The sequence below is a fragment of the Vibrio sp. TRT 29B02 genome (assembly GCF_050113655.1).
In the GTDB taxonomy this organism is placed as follows: domain Bacteria; phylum Pseudomonadota; class Gammaproteobacteria; order Enterobacterales; family Vibrionaceae; genus Vibrio.
In genome coordinates this window covers 1-18517 of the sequence record NZ_JBNJOJ010000005.1, presented here as the reverse complement: position 1 = coordinate 18517, position 18517 = coordinate 1, and the positions used below count along the sequence as shown (strand labels likewise).

General features: G+C 47.2%; 19 protein-coding genes. 11 read left to right on the top strand and 8 right to left on the bottom strand.

Annotated features, from left to right (window positions below; genetic code table 11):
• The 6 genes from ACQEXT_RS04470 to ACQEXT_RS04445 form a co-directional block, all read right to left on the bottom strand.
• Window positions 1–1281, bottom strand: coding sequence for an ABC transporter permease (locus tag ACQEXT_RS04470; protein WP_331417204.1), 1281 nt, complete (start codon window positions 1279–1281; stop codon window positions 1–3).
• Window positions 1278–2399, bottom strand: a complete 1122-nt coding sequence (locus ACQEXT_RS04465; RefSeq protein WP_331417205.1) for an ABC transporter ATP-binding protein — start codon at window positions 2397–2399, stop codon at window positions 1278–1280. Before ACQEXT_RS04465 ends, ACQEXT_RS04470 begins: the two co-directional genes overlap by 4 nt.
• Window positions 2400–2520: 121 nt before the next feature.
• The gene (locus ACQEXT_RS04460) at window positions 2521–3435 is read right to left on the bottom strand and encodes a dihydrodipicolinate synthase family protein (protein WP_269375185.1); all 915 of its coding nucleotides are present in this window, start codon (window positions 3433–3435) and stop codon (window positions 2521–2523) included.
• A 79-nt stretch (window positions 3436–3514) separates the two neighbouring features.
• Entirely contained in the window at window positions 3515–4480 is a 966-nt protein-coding gene (locus tag ACQEXT_RS04455; protein ID WP_426950793.1) for an ornithine cyclodeaminase family protein, read from the bottom strand.
• 74 nt (window positions 4481–4554) lie between these two features.
• The gene (locus ACQEXT_RS04450; protein WP_426950791.1) at window positions 4555–5634 is read right to left on the bottom strand and encodes a polyamine ABC transporter substrate-binding protein; all 1080 of its coding nucleotides are present in this window, start codon (window positions 5632–5634) and stop codon (window positions 4555–4557) included.
• Window positions 5635–5792: 158 nt separating this feature from the next.
• Window positions 5793–7058, bottom strand: coding sequence for an NAD(P)/FAD-dependent oxidoreductase (locus tag ACQEXT_RS04445; protein ID WP_426950790.1), 1266 nt, complete (start codon window positions 7056–7058; stop codon window positions 5793–5795).
• Window positions 7059–7169: 111 nt separating this feature from the next.
• On the opposite strand from ACQEXT_RS04445, the gene ACQEXT_RS04440 reads away from it, so the two are divergent.
• The 4 genes from ACQEXT_RS04440 to ACQEXT_RS04425 all read left to right on the top strand — a co-directional run bounded on the left by ACQEXT_RS04440 (window position 7170) and on the right by ACQEXT_RS04425 (window position 10790).
• The gene (locus ACQEXT_RS04440; protein WP_426950789.1) at window positions 7170–8171 is read left to right on the top strand and encodes a 4-hydroxyproline epimerase; all 1002 of its coding nucleotides are present in this window, start codon (window positions 7170–7172) and stop codon (window positions 8169–8171) included.
• Between the two features lie 38 nt (window positions 8172–8209).
• The gene (locus tag ACQEXT_RS04435; RefSeq protein ID WP_426950788.1) at window positions 8210–9730 is read left to right on the top strand and encodes an aldehyde dehydrogenase (NADP(+)); all 1521 of its coding nucleotides are present in this window, start codon (window positions 8210–8212) and stop codon (window positions 9728–9730) included.
• Between the two features lie 249 nt (window positions 9731–9979).
• Entirely contained in the window at window positions 9980–10453 is a 474-nt protein-coding gene (locus ACQEXT_RS04430) for a hypothetical protein (RefSeq protein ID WP_426950787.1), read from the top strand.
• 64 nt (window positions 10454–10517) lie between these two features.
• Window positions 10518–10790: a hypothetical protein gene (locus ACQEXT_RS04425; RefSeq protein ID WP_426950786.1), complete on the top strand. Its 273-nt coding sequence runs from the start codon at window positions 10518–10520 to the stop codon at window positions 10788–10790.
• 61 nt (window positions 10791–10851) lie between these two features.
• On the opposite strand, the gene ACQEXT_RS04420 is transcribed toward ACQEXT_RS04425, so the two are convergent.
• A complete protein-coding gene (locus ACQEXT_RS04420) occupies window positions 10852–11328 on the bottom strand; it encodes a peroxiredoxin (protein ID WP_426950785.1) in 477 nt (158 codons plus the stop codon).
• Window positions 11329–11433: 105 nt separating this feature from the next.
• On the opposite strand from ACQEXT_RS04420, the gene ACQEXT_RS04415 reads away from it, so the two are divergent.
• Window positions 11434–11667, top strand: a complete 234-nt coding sequence (locus tag ACQEXT_RS04415; RefSeq protein WP_331417214.1) for a hypothetical protein — start codon at window positions 11434–11436, stop codon at window positions 11665–11667.
• Window positions 11668–11732: 65 nt separating this feature from the next.
• Here the strand turns inward: ACQEXT_RS04415 and ACQEXT_RS04410 are convergent, their stop codons facing one another.
• Complete coding sequence (locus ACQEXT_RS04410; protein WP_426950923.1) at window positions 11733–12074, bottom strand: thiamine-binding protein; 342 nt, start codon at window positions 12072–12074, stop codon at window positions 11733–11735.
• A 286-nt stretch (window positions 12075–12360) separates the two neighbouring features.
• Between ACQEXT_RS04410 and ACQEXT_RS04405 the strand changes: the two genes are divergently transcribed.
• The 6 genes from ACQEXT_RS04405 to ACQEXT_RS04380 all read left to right on the top strand — a co-directional run.
• Entirely contained in the window at window positions 12361–13032 is a 672-nt protein-coding gene (locus tag ACQEXT_RS04405) for a GntR family transcriptional regulator (RefSeq protein WP_331417215.1), read from the top strand.
• A gap of 14 nt (window positions 13033–13046) precedes the next feature.
• Window positions 13047–13808: a transcriptional regulator gene (locus tag ACQEXT_RS04400; protein WP_426950783.1), complete on the top strand. Its 762-nt coding sequence runs from the start codon at window positions 13047–13049 to the stop codon at window positions 13806–13808.
• A gap of 270 nt (window positions 13809–14078) precedes the next feature.
• Window positions 14079–15689 carry a peptide ABC transporter substrate-binding protein gene (locus tag ACQEXT_RS04395; RefSeq protein WP_426950781.1) on the top strand — a complete coding sequence of 537 codons (1611 nt, stop codon included), beginning with the start codon at window positions 14079–14081 and terminating at the stop codon, window positions 15687–15689.
• Window positions 15690–15760: 71 nt separating this feature from the next.
• Window positions 15761–16681, top strand: coding sequence for an oligopeptide ABC transporter permease OppB (oppB, locus tag ACQEXT_RS04390; protein ID WP_426950780.1), 921 nt, complete (start codon window positions 15761–15763; stop codon window positions 16679–16681).
• A gap of 10 nt (window positions 16682–16691) precedes the next feature.
• Window positions 16692–17621, top strand: a complete 930-nt coding sequence (locus ACQEXT_RS04385; RefSeq protein WP_331417219.1) for an ABC transporter permease subunit — start codon at window positions 16692–16694, stop codon at window positions 17619–17621.
• 9 nt (window positions 17622–17630) lie between these two features.
• Window positions 17631–18517: ABC transporter ATP-binding protein (locus ACQEXT_RS04380; protein ID WP_426950778.1), on the top strand; the 887-nt coding region annotated here is incomplete at its 3' end.

Sequence of the window (18517 nt, the reverse complement as noted above, 5' to 3'; positions counted from 1 at the left end):
TTAACCTCCAACCTTAATATTGTTGATTCCAACAACACGGTTAAACAGATAAAACAGAGCGGTGACCACCGCTAACAATAGACCACCAAGAGCCGCCGCCATACCCCAGTTCAGCGAGGTTTGCATATGGTAGGCAATCATATTTGAAATCATCTGACCGCTACGCCCACCAACCAACGCAGGAGTGATGTAAAAGCCAATAGAGAGAATAAAGGTTAATAAAGCACCAGCGCCAACACCAGGCATAGTCAACGGCATATACACCTTTATAAAAGCGACCATAGGCGTTGCACCCAAGGATCTGGCGGCACGAAAATAAGTGGGACTGATCCCCTTCATCACGCTGTAAAGTGGCAGAATCATGAACGGCAATAAAATGTGCACCATAGCGACAATGGTACCAAAGGTATTGTGCATCATCGCCAAACGTTCCGTGGTCAAGCCAGACCAAAGCAGCAGATCATTTATCACCCCTTGGTTTTGCAGTAACACAATCCAAGACGTCGTCCGAACCAACAATGAGGTCCAAAAAGGTAGCAACACTACGATCAACAGTAGGTTTGCCTGTTTATCTGCCAGATTCGCCAGCAGATAAGCAACAGGATATGCCATAACCAAACAGATCAAGGTAATCACCAGCGACATACCAAAGGTTTTGACAAACAAGTCAACATAGACCTGTCTCGTTTCTGGTTGGGCCGTGATCTCTCCGCTTTCACCATAGCGTAGATCAAGAGCGGCCAAGTAGTAGCTTAACGTATATGGCGAACTAAGGTTTTTCAGTGCTGCCCAGTATTGTTGTTCACTCCAACGTTGGTCTAATCTAACAATATCTTGAATAGAAGCAGGCATAGCGTTTAGCTTCGCAACCTGACGTCCTGATTTCATCATCAAACTGCGCATACCTGATACTTCGATGTTCATTCGGTTTGCCAATTTAGGTAACGTCTTGTCGTGATATCTGTCTTTCAGTTCCGCCATAAAGGTTTGCTGAACCTCTAAGCTCGGTACCCCCTGATAATCCCATTGCTTGATCGCTTGCGCCGTTTGGGGAAAGCCATTGGGCAAAGCGTGGTTGTCTACACTGCGGTACAGCATTTCGACGATTGGGAAAGCAAATGTCACCAAAATAAAACAGACTAAAGGAAGGATTAGCAAAATGGAGCGAGTCTGTTTCTGACGTTCAGCCCGCTTAAGTTGCGCCTTGAGTCCCTTGTCTGAACGGACAATTTTTCGTTGCAGCGACAGCACTGAACTTAGCCCCGTTAGTTCACGACTCATGCTGCCACCTCATGTTCAGCCGATGACGAAGCACAATCAAGCGCGTGGCAGTCAACGCTACGCCAACCAACATGATACTCTTGCCCGGGCGTAAAGGCTCTTGCTCCGCGGCTATCATTCGGAACCTTAACCACTAAATCGCCAACATCGGCGACCTCAACTACCAGACGGTGATGATCGCCATGGTAGATCACTTCGCGCAGTTGACCAGTGACAATGTTGTCACACTCCTGTGATTGTGGATCAATGATGATTTTCTCAGGTCGAATTGACAGCAGTGTCGCTTCTCCAGCGTGCGTCACTTTAACGGCTTTTGCCAAGATATGCTGTTGACCCACTCGGACTTGGCAACGTTGTCCTTCGAAACCAGAAACCATGCCTTTAATTTGGTTGTTTTCACCAATGAACTGAGCAACAAAGGCATTGCTTGGTGACTCGTACAACTCGGTTGGCGAGGCAAGTTGCTGCACCGCACCATTATTAAACACTGCAATACGATCTGACATAGTCAATGCTTCGTCTTGGTCATGGGTGACATATAAAATCGTAATTCCCAACTTTTCGTGTAGGCGTTTTATCTCGATCTGCATCTGCTCTCGCAGTTGCTTGTCTAGAGCGCCTAAAGGTTCATCCATCAAAACCAGTTTTGGTTCGAAGACCAGAGCCCTAGCCAATGCAACACGCTGTTGCTGCCCCCCAGACAACTGTTTAGGGTATCGAGTCGCAACATGTTCCAACTCAACCATCGCCAATGCGGCTTGAACCTTATGATCGATCTCAACACTGTTTAACTTGCGTACCTTAAGTGGAAAAGCGAGGTTCTCCGCAATAGTCATATGAGGAAACAGCGCATAGTTTTGAAATACCATGCCGATCTCACGCTTGTGGGGGGCGAGGTTATTAACCGGAGTACCATCAATATAGATTTCACCGCGTGTCGCGGTCTCAAAGCCCGCTAACATCATCAAGCAAGTTGTCTTACCCGATCCCGAAGGTCCTAGCATGGTGACGAACTCACCGGGCTCGATGGCGAGATTAAAGTCCTTTACGACCAGATTTTCCCCATCATAGGTTTTCTGGACATGCTGAAAGCTAACGTATTCCTTCTTTACTGCCATTGTCATTCCTTATGCACAATAAATTCGATTGCAATCCATATAGGTAAAGGGCTTAACGCCAAAATAAGCCGTTTACATAGAGAGATTTGGGGCAAGGAGCATCCTTGCCCAATAGCGGTTTTTACAGCTTGTATTTAGAGAGATCTGGACGAGTCGCAATGGCATGCTCAACTAAAGCAATTACTTGCGCACGTTCTTGACCTTGAAGCTTTTGACGTGGGGCGCGAACCTGCTCGCTACCGCGGCCACACACTTGCTCAGCCAGTTTGATGCACTGAACCAAGGTTGGAATCGTGTCTAATCTCAATAGTGGTAAGAACCAGCGGTAAATCTCGAGAGCTTCCGCGTAGCGGCCTTGACTCGCAAGCTTGTAAATAGCGACCGACTCAGCAGGGAAAGCATTAGTCAAACCAGAGATCCAGCCCGTCGCACCCAGCATCAAAGACTCAAGTGCAATATCGTCGACGCCACTGAACACGGTGAAACGATCATCGAAACGGTTGTAGAGTTCCGTGATACGACGTGTATCCGTGGTCGACTCTTTGACTGCAACAATGTTTTGGTACTCGGCCAGTTGCGCCATCATGTCGAGGGTAACGTCGACACCGTAAGCCACTGGGTTGTTGTAAATCATGATTGGCATGTCTGGCGTTGCTTGCGCCAGTGTGCGGTAGTATTCCACGGTTTCGCTTTCAGATGTGCGGTAAACCATGGCTGGCATAACCATACAGCCATCGATACCGATCTTTTTCGCATCCTGCATGTAATCGACAGCCGCAGTCGTAATTGACTCGGCAGTTCCTGCAATCAGCGGCACACGGCCCGCAACGACCTCTTGCGCCGCGGCAAGCACCTGACGCTTCTCTTCAGGATAAAGTGCACAGTTCTCACCCACAGTACCTAAACAGATAATGCCGTTTACGCCGTCATTAATTTGGTTATCAATAACGGTCTGTGTCGCATCAAGATCGATGCTTTGATCATCACGAAACTGAGTACTGACTGCTGGGTAAACACCTTTCCAATCTACGTTCATCTTTTACCTTCCATTTGTATATTGTATGCAATTTAAGTAAGCGGCCGAAACCGAAATGAGTAAGGGCTCCCCCAGAAATTTACATGGCTTGTTTTTGGGTCAACACAAACTTAACCGCAGCGAGGTCAGCCAATGCGCTACCCACCGACTTATACAGGGTTATCTCCTGCTCACTGCGTCGTCCACAGTGCTGATGACGACACAATTCGTTCAACTCAGCTTGGATCTGCTCGACGGAGAACAAGCCTTGCTTGATTGGAATAAGGAGATCCCCTGCTTCAGCTAATACGTTGATACGGCTATCAACAAACACGCTAGAACGTTCGACACTGATACTGTCACATTCACGTTTGTCGATATCATGATTACCAATCAAATCGATGTGTGTTCCCGGGTGAATCTTATTGCCATCAAAGAGCGGCAACGCCGATCCAGTAACGCAAGTAATAATGTCGATCTCGCTCAACGCCGCATCAACATCGTCAATAAACTCTACCGTAAACTGACGCTCCATCGGCAATGACTGATATTCTCGGCTGGTCAAGATCGTATCAACCGTTTGGCGCACCTTGTCCTTGTTGCGACCCCAAATCATGACTTTTTGCAGCGGGCGAACGGCTGCGTAAGCATAGGCCATATATGGAGCCAAATTACCCGTACCGCAGATCAAAAGACGCGTCGCGTTCTTACGTGCTAGATAGTCTGCGGCCAGTGCAGACGCGGCGGCTGTGCGCCAAAATGTCAAAACCTTGCCGTCCATCAATGCCAATGGCTCACCGTCATCACGACGAAAGGCCAAAATTTTCGATGCTAAGCTGTCTTTTCCATGCCTAGGGTTTTGCGGAAAATAAGTAAACGCCTTGACGGTAATGAGATCTTCGCTCCATGCAGGGAGCAGTGCAAATGCGTCGTAGCCATTCTCCTCAAGCGGCATCACTCGACGTTGCGGTATCATCGATTGTTGTTGATACGTATCACGCATCGACTCTATCAACTCGGGCATCGTCAGGCAGTCGACAATTTGCTGCGCATCTAGATTGATCATTGCTTGTTCCTTTTTTAAGGTTAGGTGCTGCCTGTGGAGAATCAGAACAACACCTAACCGTATCTAGTGGTTGATTAGTTTAGAAGCCAAGTGTTGAACTCTTCGTTTAGCTCATCGGCATAATCTGACCACCATTCATCATCAATCAAAAAGGCGGTTTGAAAGTTATTTGGCGCTGTCGGCAGACTTGCTAAAATTTTTGGGCTGATCTGCGCGGATGACGATTTACGCGTTGGGCCATAAGCAACATACTTTGCCTGCTCGGCCAGTGGTTGGGTACCTGACGAAAATTTAATGAAATCAAGCGCCTGATCAAGATTTGGACTGCCTTTTGGAATCGCCCAACCATTCATATAACCTAACTGGTGATCCCAAATGATTTTGAACGGTTGTCCTTCTTCCTCAGTCGCACTGTGGATACGACCGTTGAACGCCGAAGCCATGGTCACTTCTTTGTCCGCTAGCATTTGCGGAGGTTGCGCCCCCGTTGTCCACCACACCACTTGAGGTTTGATGCTATCTAGTTTGGCAAACGCGCGAGCTCTGCCTTCCGCGGTTTCTAACGTCTTGTAGACATCTTCGGGTTTAACACCATCAGCGATCAGAGCCCATTCTAGGTTGCCCTGTGGCATTTTTTGTAGCGCACGACGACCAGGGTAGTTCTCAAGATCAAACAGATCCGTCAGCTTTGAAGGTGCAGACTTACCTTTGAACGCATCTTCATTGATTGCCAGCACTGTAGACACAACAATGGTGTTAACAGCACACTCATGAATGGCACCTGGAATAAAGTCTTCTGAGGCTGGCGTACCATCCTCGCCTGCCGGTAGTATGCTCGGATCGACCGTCTCTAACAGACCTTCAGCACAGCCGCGTACGATGTCTGGTTTATCGAGAGAAACCAAGTCCCAACGAACATTATTGGCTTCAACCTGAGCCTTAATTTCAGCTAGGCCACCACTAAAGTCTTCAGACACTAGCTCGACACCTGTTTTTGCCGTGTAAGGTTTATGGTATGCCTCAACTTGACTCTTAGTAAACGCTCCTCCCCATGAGACGACCGTTAGTTTATCGCCAGCATTGGCAGTATTGATTGTTCCTAACAGCATTCCAGAAACCAAAAGTGCTAGTGGTGTCATTGTCTTTCTTGACATGATTTTTTGCTCCTTATTGTTGTCACATCGGGGTCATGCCCCGAAATCTGTGGACGCCTCAATACTGCTGTTAGGCATCAAAACCGAAACTCTTTGATTAACTTTTTATTAACATAATACGCATGTATATTTTATACAATATTTAATTTTAAAAATTTTTAGCAAAAGCGACTCAGCGCAAATGGTGAAATATCGAGCGAGGTTTGACTCGCGTTATTTAACTCGCAGATCAGTTCAGCAGTGATGGCGGCCTGAGTTAACCCTAAATGCTGATGCCCAAATGCCAGCAATATTTTTCCCCTCACGAGGCTATCGATAACAGGCAATGAATCCGGTAGTGAAGGACGATTCCCCACCCATTTTTCACCACAATCATCCAGCTCACCTTCTGATTTGAGTAACCCCTTGGCAAGGTCCTTTAACATACTTGCACGCTTCATATTTGGTGGTGCATCTAGGCTGGCATACTCAACGGTACCCGCTAAACGCAAGCCCTCATCCATGGGAGTCATGATGAATTTTCTGTCCGCAGAACTGACGGGGAATGGCAAAAAATTTTTCAGTTTTGGCACCATAAGATGATAGCCTCGCTCAGCTTGGAGAGGCACTTTGATACCCGTTATTTTCTTAACTAATGGGGTTGATTCCGCGCCCGTTGCAATCACGACCTTATCGAAAGAGTGGCTTTCACTTTCAGTTAACACCACCCCTAACTCACCATCAAAAAACGCATCCTCAACTTGTTCTTTCACCCAATGCCCACCAGATCGAGAAAACACACAACCCAGCTCAAGGCACATTTTATAAGGGTTTAAGCTATGTCCTGTATCGGGAAAGAAAACCCCATAATTGACGGATTCGGACAAATTAGGCACTTTGGTCTGAATCATTTTTTTATCCCATATGTCACACTTCACCCCTTGTTTTTCGAGCAATTTAACGGTTGAAGTGTAGCTGTTAAACAGGGCTTCACTTTCAAACGTGAGCAACGAACCATTCATCACAACCAAATGCTTTAGACCTACCTGCTCTAGTAGCTTAAACCAGCTTTCCATAGCCACTTGATTGAGACTAGTCAGGGCTCGCGTTGCGTGTTCAGTCGGCTGTTTTCTCGCTTTTAGTAGGAATCGAATCATCCAAGGAGAGGTTTTATGAATATCCTGAAAGCGGATCGAGACCGGACTCGTTGAGGAGAGCAACATCTTGGGAATTTGAGGCAAAAGCGTGGGTGTCGCCAGCGGGAAAACTTGCTCAGTGGCAAAGTGTCCAGCGTTACCTTTTGAACATCCTTCGCCAATCCCTCGCTTATCAAAAATGGTAACAGCTGCCCCCTCAAGTTGCAGTTTGAGTGCAATACACAAACCAATAATCCCACCGCCCACCACGGCGATTTTTTCTCCTTGCGATGATTTATTGCTCACCATTTATTTTGCTCCTTATCACGTTTCAAAAACAAAATTGTATAAAATATACTTAACATCACGATAACATCCAATCCCACCACTTCAACTAATTTCTTATTCAAGGAGCGAGAAATGAGACAGGGAACCTTCTTTTGTATCGATGCCCATACCTGTGGCAACCCAGTACGCTTAGTGGCTGGGGGAGTTCCGCCACTTGAGGGCAAAACGATGAGTGAGAAACGTCAGTTTTTCCTCAAGAACTATGACTGGATCCGTCAGGCGCTGATGTTTGAGCCACGGGGGCACGCTATGATGTCGGGTTCTGTCGTTCTTCCTCCTTGTAGCGAGAATGCCGACGCTTCAATCCTATTCATTGAAACCAGTGGCTGCCTGCCAATGTGTGGCCACGGCACGATTGGAACCGTAACCTCAGCGCTTGAGCACCGTTTAATTACACCTCGAGTTGAAGGACGCCTGATCTTAGATGTGCCTGCGGGTCAAATCGAAGTTCACTATCAACGTGATGGTGAGAAAGTCACTTCAGTGAAGATCTTTAATGTTCCAGCTTACTTAGCCCACCAAGACGTCACCGTGGAAGTAGAAGGAATGGGCGAGATCACTGTCGATGTTTGTTACGGCGGAAACTACTACGTGATCGTCGATCCGCAGGAAAACTATCGTGGACTTGAGCACTACACCTCTGACGAAATCTTGATGCTAAGTCCTAAAGTGCGTAAGGCAGTTTCACAAGCAGTGGAATGTATCCACCCAGACGATCCAACGGTCTGCGGCGTGTCCCATGTTCTCTGGACTGGCACCCCGACTCACCCCGAATCAAAGGCTAAAAATGCGGTTTTCTATGGCGAAAAAGCCCTTGATCGCTCTCCTTGCGGAACTGGTACCAGCGCACGTATGGCTCAGTGGCACGCGCGAGGTAAATTGAAGCAGGGCGAGGATTTCATACATGAAAGTATCATCGGTAGCCTGTTTACCGGCCGCATTGAAGGTGTCACTGAAGTCAACGGTCGAGTTGCGATTCTACCAAGTATTGAAGGCTGGGCTCAGGTAACGGGTCACAACACGATTTGGGTGGATGACCAAGACCCATATGCCTACGGATTTGAACTCAAATAAACGATGGAATGTTTCATCGACAAAAATAGGATTACGTTATGAGTATACTTGCCACTTTTTCTGCACTTAACCCAGCGACAGAGCAGCCTCTCGCCGGTGTTTTTCCACAACACACCCATCTGGATGTTGATTGTGCAGCGAAAGCAGCCCAAGAGATCGCTAAAAGCTATCGCCAAACCACTCCAGCCCAGCGCAGTCAGTTGCTGCAAACGATCGCAGACTACTTAGAAGCGCAGCGTGACACGATTGTCGAACGTGCGAATCTTGAGTCAGCCCTTCCGCTCGCAAGGCTTAACGGAGAGCTAAGCCGAACAACCGCACAACTACGTTTGTTCGCTGACGTAGCGGAAGGTGGTCTATGGCAAGAGGCGATCTTCGATAGTGCGAACCCAAATCGTGAGCCTGTGCCAAAAGCGGATATTCGTCGCCAAAACATCGCTATAGGCCCTGTTGCTGTATTTGGCGCATCAAACTTTCCACTGGCATTTTCAACCGCCGGGGGTGATACCGCCTCTGCGCTTGCCGCTGGTTGCCCAGTGATTGTTAAAGGCCACCCTGCCCATCCAGGCACCAGTGAAATCGTGGCAAGTTGTATTGCTAAGGCTCTGGACTCCCTTTCGATGCCACAAGCTATTTTTACCCTGCTGCAAGGCACCACTCATGAACTGGGCCAGTCGGTCGTGGTTCATCCCGCGATTAAAGCTGTCGGTTTTACCGGATCAATCCATGGTGGTCGTGCCCTATTCGACCTCGCTCAAAGCCGTCCTGAGCCTATCCCCTTTTATGGCGAACTTGGCGCATCGAATCCTGTATTTATCCTTTCAAACCGTATGGCAATGCACAGCCAGTCACTCGCGGAAGAGTACTTGCTCTCAATGAATATGGGCTGCGGTCAGTTCTGTACCAAACCAGCCGTGGTGTTTGTGACAAAAGGCGAAGCGACTGAACAGTTCATGCAGCTAGTACGCCAAGGTATTGCCAATCAGCAAGGCCAAACTATGCTCACTGGTGGCATCAAGCAGAACTATCTTGATCAAAGCGAAAAACGTGCTTTGCAAAAAGGCCTAACCCATACTCAATCTTCCCCAGAACAGGGTGTTCCCGCGATCCTGTTTGAGACGACCAGCCTCGACTGGCGTAATAACCCACAATGGCAAGAAGAGATCTTTGGCCCACAGTCTATCGTCGTGGTGTGTGATGACGAACAAGACATGCTGGCGTTAAGTCAATCTCTGGACGGTAGCCTGACGGCCACGATTCACGCCGAAAAGGAAGACTATCAGAGTGCCGAGCGCCTAATCTGCGAACTTGAAGAGATTGCAGGTCGTATCGTGTTTAATGGCTGGCCAACTGGTGTTGAAGTCAGTTATGCCATGGTGCATGGCGGCCCTTACCCAGCATCTACTATGCCGGCAAGTACCTCTGTCGGTGCAGAAGCCATCAAACGCTGGTTGAGACCAGTAGCTTACCAGTCTGTCCCTGAAGCGTTGCTGCCAGAGGCATTGAAAACCGCCAACCCACTCAATGTTCGTCGCAGTATTGATGGCCAGTCTGCTTAAAAAGCCAGCGACAAAACCAACCTCATTACAGGTTGGTTTTCGTCTATTTTGTCCTAACCCGACCCGCCAAATACATTGAATTTTAAGAACTGATTAGCAACAGATGTCTTTAGAATGCCACTAGTTTCTTAATCTGCTGTGATACTATTCCACTCTACAAGCAAATCTGCCAATAAGACCGATAATTGGCGTGTTTGATTTTAGTTCAGTCACTATCGTTAAAATCTAAAACTTGATTAAGGTGTACAAGTGGAAAATAGAGTTGTGAAAGCGTCCAAACTATTAGGGTTGGGTATCGTGCTTTACCCGATAACATACTCGTTGCTTAATTTTTTTCTGCCAATCCTTATTGGAGTAACAGGTGGTGAAGATCTCTTGCTAATCAATTTATTAGAAGTCATCATCTGGTTCATGTTACCGATTTTTTCTGTCTTCTACTTGCTGGCTTTTCATCAGTTGTCCAGAATGCTCAGAGGTTGGCAAAAACTGCTCGGCTACACTACAATTTCGTTGGCCGTTGTGGCTGAAATCGTTTTACCATTTATTGATCGTGGCTTAGTGAGTAGCTCAATCTCGTTTTTTGCTCATGTGGGCGAGCTGATTGTGCTGAGTGGTTGCTTATTCTTAATTAGCAACCAGATTAAGCAGCATATTGAACGTAATCAAAGCCTATCAAGCCGCACTCATCATAGTGATGATAGCGACTCTGGATTAGTTTGTTGAACTTTTAAGGCGTTTATGACTCCAATTTTCGCGCTCAGTATTGTTAGATATTTTGAAGGTTAAAATGAAAAAGAGCTTATTGTTGATTGGCTTGTTGAGTACAAGTTTAGGTGTTTCCGCAGCTACATTGGAGGAGTGTACTAAGCTGCTTCCGGATGGGTATGAGTACACTGTCGATATCACATTTAACGTGGATAAAACCAAGTCAGAACCCGTTGTTACTGGAAGCTTTGGCGTCACCGGTGGGACAGATACACCTGAGAACTTTGATATCAGTGCTTTTGTTGAATGCGCTGGTCCAATCCTTAAAAACGTCAATTCCGAAACCGAAAAATAAAGCCCGTTTTTACTCTATCGAAGAAGGGTTCAGAGTCCTTGACCTTGAACCCTTTTAACTTTTATTTCAATGCAGCTAGCATAACCTCTGCCGTGCTCACTTCAAACTGCTTAGGCTGTTCAACATTAAGTGCAGTAACGATACCGTTGTCAATCAACATAGAATAACGCTTCGAACGCACACCACCGAATCCCGCAGTATCCATTTCTAGACCAAGCGCTTTAGTAAAGCTCGCATCACCATCACCTAACATCATGATCTCTGAAGCATTTTGCGCCTCGCCCCACGCATTCATTACAAATGCATCGTTTACCGAAACACAAGCGATAACATCGACTCCCGCCGCCTTTATCTCATCCGCCAAAACAACATAACCAGGTAGATGAGATTCTGAGCAAGTTGGCGTAAATGCTCCTGGTACCGCAAACAAAACAACACGTTTATTGGCAAACAGTTCATTAGTGTTGTGCGTAACCATACCTTGTTCATTTAGCTCACTTAGCGTTGCTGATGGCAGTGCCTGACCTTTTTCAATCATTTCGACTTTCCTTGTTGGATTAGTTTGTAACAGTGTATCGGCTTATGCTAAAACAGACCACCTACTAGAATTAGGGGCTTTAAGAAGGTTTGAAGGAGAAATAGTTTGGTTTACGGATACGGTGCAAAAGAGACAAAGGCCTTCTGTTGCAACTGCAAGGAAGTCACTGTCCATCGGTATCATAATTTTTCAAAGGCTGAACCCGATACCGAGGTTAGGGGCTTTATCTCTGGTTTCTTTGCTGCTATCGCCCAGTCACTGATGGAAGGCGAAGCGACGGGCGACTACAAATGTAAGGTGTGCGGTACCTATCTTAGTACGCCCGATTACCTTGATTAGCGACTAGATTGACCGTCTAAGCCGCCGATTGATGACGAACGAGTTTTGCCTTGGCGGTCTAACAATCAATTTTCGACAAACATATGGTTGGCTTTGGTTACTCCGCGATCGTAAGTGCAGAACGTATCGGTCGCCGCTTCTGTTTTACTGTGAATCTTTATGTTGGTGATAACTTCAACCGCACCTGCGTCATAGCAGGCTTGCTGAGCATTTTTGACGATCTCTAGCAACCTATTGAGCTCACCTTTCATGGTGGTTTCCATTGCACTCACTTGAAAAGGCACACCTGATGCTTTGACGACTGCAATCGCCTTATCAACAACTTCAAAGTTGTTACCCTCTTTAACTCTTGGAATGACTTGAAAAGCCAACATAACTTCATTCAGCAGTGGTTTTAGAGATGACATCACTATTTTCTCATTGTTTGTCTTGAATTGAATAAAGGCATACTACCACGCTTAAATCAGCCAACAACCATTGTTCGTCATTGCGAGGACACGCCAGTTATTATCCTTATCAATAAAAGGATATCCCCCCAATGACTTGCTTATTCTGTGAACAAAGCTCACAGCAGGATCCGCCAACTGTTGACCCATCCCCCAAAAAAGCGCCGTTATACGCGTCGAAAGTCGCTTTGCCTCACGCAAATGGTATATTGAATAAAATATTGAAAGTGAAAGATTGGAGACTCGGATGTCGCAAAAACCTGTTTTTAAAACGCGAACCCAGTTAGTGGAAGAAGCTATCCGCACTAAAATCCTTAAAGGCGAATTGAAAACTGGTCAGCCATTGCGCCAAGATGCGCTGGCTAAAGAATTTAATGTCAGTCGAATTCCTGTACGCGAAGCACTAATGCAGCTAGAAGCTCAGGGGTTAGTCAGCTTTGAAGCGCACAAAGGGGCAACCGTTACAGAGCTATCACCAGATAAAATTGATGAACTTTTTGAGCTTCGTGCGGTAGTCGAGTGCCATATTTTAGAACGCGCTATTCAAAACATGACAGATGAAGATCTCGCGCGCGCGAATGAGATTCGCGAACGCTTTGATGAGATGGTTACCCGTGGCGATCAGGTTGAAGAATGGAGCAACTACAACTATGAGTTGCACAAGGCACTCTATGCGCCGGCAAATATGCCAGAAACCATGGATGTCATTTACAACCTCAACACTAAGTGCGACCGCTATATTCGCATGCAGCTATTGTTTACAGAGGGGACAGCCAAAGCTGATAACGAGCACAAAGCGTTGGTTGAGATGTGCCAAAACCGAGATATTGATGGCGCTAAATACATGCTGAAAAAGCACATTCTTGAAGCGGGAGCGGCTATCCGAGATCTGCTTTTAGAACGTAATAGCTCTCAATAAGGTAAACAAACGCAATGCATCTAGGGCCAGAGTTTCTGCTTGCCGCTATTCGGCAAAAAATAAAAGATGAAGGTTTATGCTATAGCGCGTTGTCGGACAAAACCGGCATCCCGCTATCGACCATAAAGCGACACCTGCATAACCCGTCTCTCGGCCTTGATAAAATATTGCTCTATACCACCCATCTCAATACGGACCTGCAAGAACTGTCTGCAATAGCGATTCAGATCCAACGTGACAATGAGCAGTTTTTATCTGACGAACAGAACGCGCTCTTTGTCGAATATCCCTATCTGCTAGATTTTATCTACCTGATCACCTCATGCAATAAGACACCGCAGGAGATAGCCGAGGACTATCAGTTGTCCGATTCGAGTGTGCGGTTCTATCTCAGCATTGCTGAAGTTCTCGGTTATATCGAAAACCTTGGTGAGAAGATTTTTTATCGATCAGGTCGCCGCTTTATCATGGAAGAAGGAACGGCTCTCGACACTCTGTTTAAACGACGTTTTGAACGGGTGTCTATGGCACATAAGACCCTATCTCAGGTGTGTCAGGCTCGTGTTCGTTTAACCATGGAACAGCGTTTACAGCTTGAACAGGACGTCGATCAAAAGATAGGTGAAATGCACGCCGCAAACTGCGCCACAGGCACGGGTGAGTTAACCAACGTACTGATGCGAAATACTCCAGGGGAGCAGATTTTCTTTTCTGATGGCTTACCCGAAATCAGTGGAGAGCTGCTGAAGGAGGTCTCAGCCCGTTTCCGCCGCTAGCCAGCATCACAGCCTACAATTTGATGCTGTGATCTATCACCAATTCCCACCAAACTTAGTGGTTAGATTTTGTACAGTCTCAAATTTTAAGACCATCAGTCTCTGAATCTGCCACCTTGTTACAAGCATGTTAATTAATGTTTGTTGGATAATTTTATACAATATACATTCCTCATATCCCTTTGGTAATGAGGGGTTGTCCCCATGCCGTTTGCGGGCTAACTCTCTGACACCAACTGGTCACTCCGATAAGGACATAATGAGGACGCTATGAAAGCAAAAAAACTAATCGCACTGAGTACCATCGCTGCGGCATTATTTGCCGGTCACTCTATAGCCAAGCCCTACCCTGCAGGCACTCAACTGGCAGACAAGCAAGAGATCGTTTTGAACAACGGAGCTGAAGTCACCTCCATTGACCCAGCCAAGCAAGCTGCTGAGCCAGCATTCAACCTAGGTCGCGATCTGTTTGAAGGTCTAACAATCCAAGATAAACAGGGCAAAACGATTCCAGGAATTGCAATGAGCTGGCAGGTCAATGAAAACAACACGGTTTACACCTTCAACCTACGTCAGTCTCAGTGGTCGAATGGCGATCCACTCACCGCGCACGATTTTGTTTACAGCTGGAAGCGTCTTATCGATCCAGAAACAGCCTCTCCATACGCTTGGTTTGCCGCCATCCCTGGTATCAGAAACTCGAACAAAATTATGAAGGGTGAAGCCTCTGCTGACACTCTTGGCGTACGTGCTGTAGATGATTACACCTTCGAAGTCACGCTCGAAAAACCTGTACCGTTCTTCATCAAGCTGCTCAGCCATCCTGTACTTGCACCTGTGCACCAAGCCACAGTCGAGAAATATGGCAGCGCTTGGACACAACCACAAAACATCGTCACCAACGGAGCCTTCACTGTGTCTAACTGGAAGGTAAACGAGAAAATGGTGATGGTGAAAAACGATAAGTACTGGGACGCAGACAATGTCGTTTTAAAACAGATCACCTGGCTACCGATTGGCGATGCCAACGTCGCACTAAATCGCTATCTGGCAGGGGAAATCGATCAAGCTCTATCAATTCCCGCGGCACAAAAGAACAAGCTGCTTAAACAGTTCCCTGAGCAAGTGGCAGACACCAGCGCATCATTGGGTTCCACCTTCTACTACCTAAATACTGAGAGTGGGCCAACCAAAGATCTTCGTGTCCGTCAGGCGCTATCTTACGCTATTGATCGCAACATCATCACTAAAGCGATAGTAAAAAACGGTGGCATTCCGATGTTTACTCTGGTTCCACCGCAGACCGATGGTTTCAAAACCCACACTCCAGAATACGCAACGTGGAATCAATCGCAACGTGATGCAAAAGCGAAGGCCTTGCTTAAAGAAGCAGGTTACGACAGCAGCAATCCTCTCAAACTGACCTTTACCATCCCTACCTTCTCCAATGACGTTAAGATGGCAACCGCGATGGTTGGGATGTGGAAAAGCAAACTCGGCGCTCAAGTCGAAATCAAGCAACTCGAGCCGAAAGTCTTCTATGCACTGAAAGATCCTGGCAATGTCAGTCGCGGTGGCTGGACGGCAGACTACAACGAAGCGTCAACTTGGTTAGATATCTTTGTCTCTAGCGGTGAATATAATGATTCAAAATACAATAACCCTGAGTATGACCGTTTAATGGCGGAATCTAAGAGCCTCAGCGATCCTTCTCAAGAGTACATTGCTGCAGAGAAATTGCTTATCGAGGATATGGCCATTATCCCAATGTACCGCAATGGTAATGACCAATACCTCATCAAAGAGTATGTCGGCGGCTACGAACGTACTAACCCTGAATCTTCATACTATCGCAAGAATGTTTACGTAAGAGCCCACTAATCGGGACGGTTTGCCCGCACCTAGCGATGTCCTCGTAGGTGGCGGGCTTTTTTCTAACGAAAGGATGCGTCATGTTGTTGTATATTCTTCGTCGCTTGCTTATCGCAGTGCCAACCCTGTTGTTCATCGCACTGGTCTCGTTTTGGTTGATGCATATTGCGCCCGGTGGCCCATTCGATATGGAACGACCAATGCCAGAAATAGTTCGCGCCAATATCGAGGCTAAGTTCCACCTCAATGAACCATTTATCATTCAGTTTTTCATTTATATCGGCAATTTTATTCAGGGTGATTTAGGCCCTAGTTTCGTTTACCAAGACTTCACGGTCACCGAACTTGTGGCTCAATCATGGCCGGTGTCGGCCGTACTCGGCGTGATCTCTTTTTCCATTTCCGTTCCACTCGGTATGCTGCTCGGCACCATTGCCGCGCTAAACAGAAACGGCAAGCTCGACTATCTTTTGATGTCACTTTCAATGACGGGGGTGGTCATTCCTGCTTTTGTCCTCGCGCCTATATTGGTGACGCTATTTTCCGTTCATCTTGGCTGGCTCCCGGCTGGTGGATGGGAAGGGGGGCAACTCTCATTCCTTGTATTGCCCGTGTTGAGCTTAGCGATTGGCTCCGTTGCCAGTATTGCGAGGGTAATGCGTGGCGCAATGATTGAAACACTAAATCAACCCTATATCCGCACCGCTAAAGCCAAAGGATTATCAACCCGTTATATCCTGATTCATCACGCGATGCGCCCTTCTCTGATCCCGATCATCGCTATGCTTGGTCCTAGCTTTGTCGCGGTAGTGACTGGATCAGTGATTATCGACATCTTCTTCAGTACTGGGGGAATGGGTCAGCATTTCGTCTCTGGTGCACTCAACCGAGACTATGGATTAGTGATGGGGATTACGCTGATTGTCGCATCGCTCACCATCTTCTTTAACTTGGTGGTCGATGTTCTATACACCATTATCGACCCCCGCATTCGTGTCTAGGAGGTAACGAATGTTAACCAAACGCATTGATGCCAAGGAGCTGGCAGACCAAATGAGCTCTCACGTTGAAGCCGTCGAAGGCCGTAGCCTTTGGCAAGATGCTTGGACACGATTTCGAAAGAACCGCGCGGCGATGACCTCCATCTATGTGCTCTTTTTTATCGTCTTGTGCATCGCCTTTGGCCCCAAGTTGGCCGCTTTTGGTCACGATGAAATTGACTGGAATGTGGTGGCGGATCCCTACGAACTCGGTAAGCCATCGATCGAATCTGGTCACTACTTTGGCACAGATGATCTTGGTCAAGATATTTTCGCTCGCACGATGCAAGGCGGCAGACTCTCAATCATGGTTGGATTTATGGGTGCATTAGTCGCCGTTGTGATTGGTACGGCGTGGGGCGCGATATCTGGCTACCTTGGCGGTATGGTCGATAGCACCATGATGCGCATTATCGAGGTGCTCGATTCGGTGCCATTTATGTTCCTGGTTATTCTGTTTGTTACTCTGTTTGGCAACAATATCTATCTGATTTTTATTGTCATCGGTATGGTTTCTTGGCTCGGTATCGCCCGAGTCGTCAGAGGCGTCACCTTCAGCATCAAAAAACGCGAGTTTATCGAAGCGGCACACTCCATCGGCGTGTCGAGATTGACGATAGTCCGTCGCCATATCCTACCAAACGTACTCGGCATTGTGATGGTCTATTCATCCTTGATGGTACCGGGCTTTATCATGTTTGAGTCGTTCCTGAGCTTCTTGGGGCTCGGCGTTCAGCCACCTGATACCAGTTGGGGCATTCTGATTGCCGAAGGGGCTAAGACCATTGATGTCGCACTGTGGCAATTGGTATTTCCCTCAATATTCCTCGTCGCGACTCTGTTCTGCTTTAACTTTATTGGTGACGGGCTTCGTGATGCCCTCGACCCAAAAGATCGCTAAGGAGCGGTAATGACTATTCTATCGATCAAAAATATGAATGTTCGCTTCAGCACGCCTGATGGCTTGGTGCAAGCGGTCAGTGATCTCTCCTATTCCATCAATAGAGGGGAAACCCTTGGCATCGTTGGTGAATCGGGGTCAGGCAAGAGCCAGTCCGTCTTTGCTTTGATGGGGCTCACTGCCGACAACGGTGTGGTCAGCGGAGAAGCCAACTTCCATGGCGAAAACTTACTGACCATGTCGAAAAAGCAGCTTAATCATATTCGCGCTGAAAAGATTGGTATGATCTTTCAAGACCCAATGACGTCGCTCAATCCGTTCATGAAAGTTGGTAAACAGCTTGCTGAAGTGCTGATGATTCATAAAGGAATGTCGCGCAAAGAAGCAGACCAAGAAGCCATTGCCATGCTAGATGCAGTGCGTATTCCTTCTGCCGCGACTCGTATGTCTCAGTTTCCCCATGAGATGTCCGGAGGCATGCGCCAGCGAGTGATGATTGCCATGGCACTGCTGTGTAAACCCGAACTGCTGATTGCTGACGAACCGACAACCGCGCTAGACGTCACGGTTCAAGCCCAAATTCTCACTCTACTGCGTGAACTACAGGTCGAATTTAATACGGCTATTTTGCTTATTACGCATGATATGGGGGTCGTCGCAGAGATGTGCGACCGCGTATTGGTCATGTACGGGGGAAGAAAAATGGAACAGGCAGATACGGACTCGCTATTCCATTCACCTAGCCACCCATACACTCAAGGCTTGCTCAAAGCGATTCCATCCATCACTGAGGATATGGATCGCTTGCCGACCATTCCTGGCTTTGTTGCTCAATTCGGTTGGAAGACATGGCAGCCCAAGATTGTTCGGTCATTAAGCAATATACTGAGTTTCAG

Bases quoted from the DNA above. Each gene is read 5' to 3' on its own strand.
- ACQEXT_RS04400 (WP_426950783.1), top strand. From the start codon at position 13,047: ATGCATCTAGGGCCAGAGTTTCTGCTTGCCGCTATTCGGCAAAAAATA.
- ACQEXT_RS04395 (WP_426950781.1), top strand. From the start codon at position 14,079: ATGAAAGCAAAAAAACTAATCGCACTGAGTACCATCGCTGCGGCATTA.
- ACQEXT_RS04420 (WP_426950785.1), bottom strand. From the start codon at position 11,328: ATGATTGAAAAAGGTCAGGCACTGCCATCAGCAACGCTAAGTGAGCTA.
- ACQEXT_RS04440 (WP_426950789.1), top strand. From the start codon at position 7,170: ATGAGACAGGGAACCTTCTTTTGTATCGATGCCCATACCTGTGGCAAC.
- ACQEXT_RS04455 (WP_426950793.1), bottom strand. From the start codon at position 4,480: ATGATCAATCTAGATGCGCAGCAAATTGTCGACTGCCTGACGATGCCC.
- ACQEXT_RS04405 (WP_331417215.1), top strand. From the start codon at position 12,361: ATGTCGCAAAAACCTGTTTTTAAAACGCGAACCCAGTTAGTGGAAGAA.
- ACQEXT_RS04450 (WP_426950791.1), bottom strand. From the start codon at position 5,634: ATGTCAAGAAAGACAATGACACCACTAGCACTTTTGGTTTCTGGAATG.
- ACQEXT_RS04385 (WP_331417219.1), top strand. From the start codon at position 16,692: ATGTTAACCAAACGCATTGATGCCAAGGAGCTGGCAGACCAAATGAGC.
- oppB (WP_426950780.1), top strand. From the start codon at position 15,761: ATGTTGTTGTATATTCTTCGTCGCTTGCTTATCGCAGTGCCAACCCTG.
- ACQEXT_RS04460 (WP_269375185.1), bottom strand. From the start codon at position 3,435: ATGAACGTAGATTGGAAAGGTGTTTACCCAGCAGTCAGTACTCAGTTT.
- ACQEXT_RS04435 (WP_426950788.1), top strand. From the start codon at position 8,210: ATGAGTATACTTGCCACTTTTTCTGCACTTAACCCAGCGACAGAGCAG.
- ACQEXT_RS04470 (WP_331417204.1), bottom strand. From the start codon at position 1,281: ATGAGTCGTGAACTAACGGGGCTAAGTTCAGTGCTGTCGCTGCAACGA.
- ACQEXT_RS04410 (WP_426950923.1), bottom strand. From the start codon at position 12,074: ATGTCATCTCTAAAACCACTGCTGAATGAAGTTATGTTGGCTTTTCAA.
- ACQEXT_RS04445 (WP_426950790.1), bottom strand. From the start codon at position 7,058: ATGGTGAGCAATAAATCATCGCAAGGAGAAAAAATCGCCGTGGTGGGC.
- ACQEXT_RS04425 (WP_426950786.1), top strand. From the start codon at position 10,518: ATGAAAAAGAGCTTATTGTTGATTGGCTTGTTGAGTACAAGTTTAGGT.
- ACQEXT_RS04465 (WP_331417205.1), bottom strand. From the start codon at position 2,399: ATGGCAGTAAAGAAGGAATACGTTAGCTTTCAGCATGTCCAGAAAACC.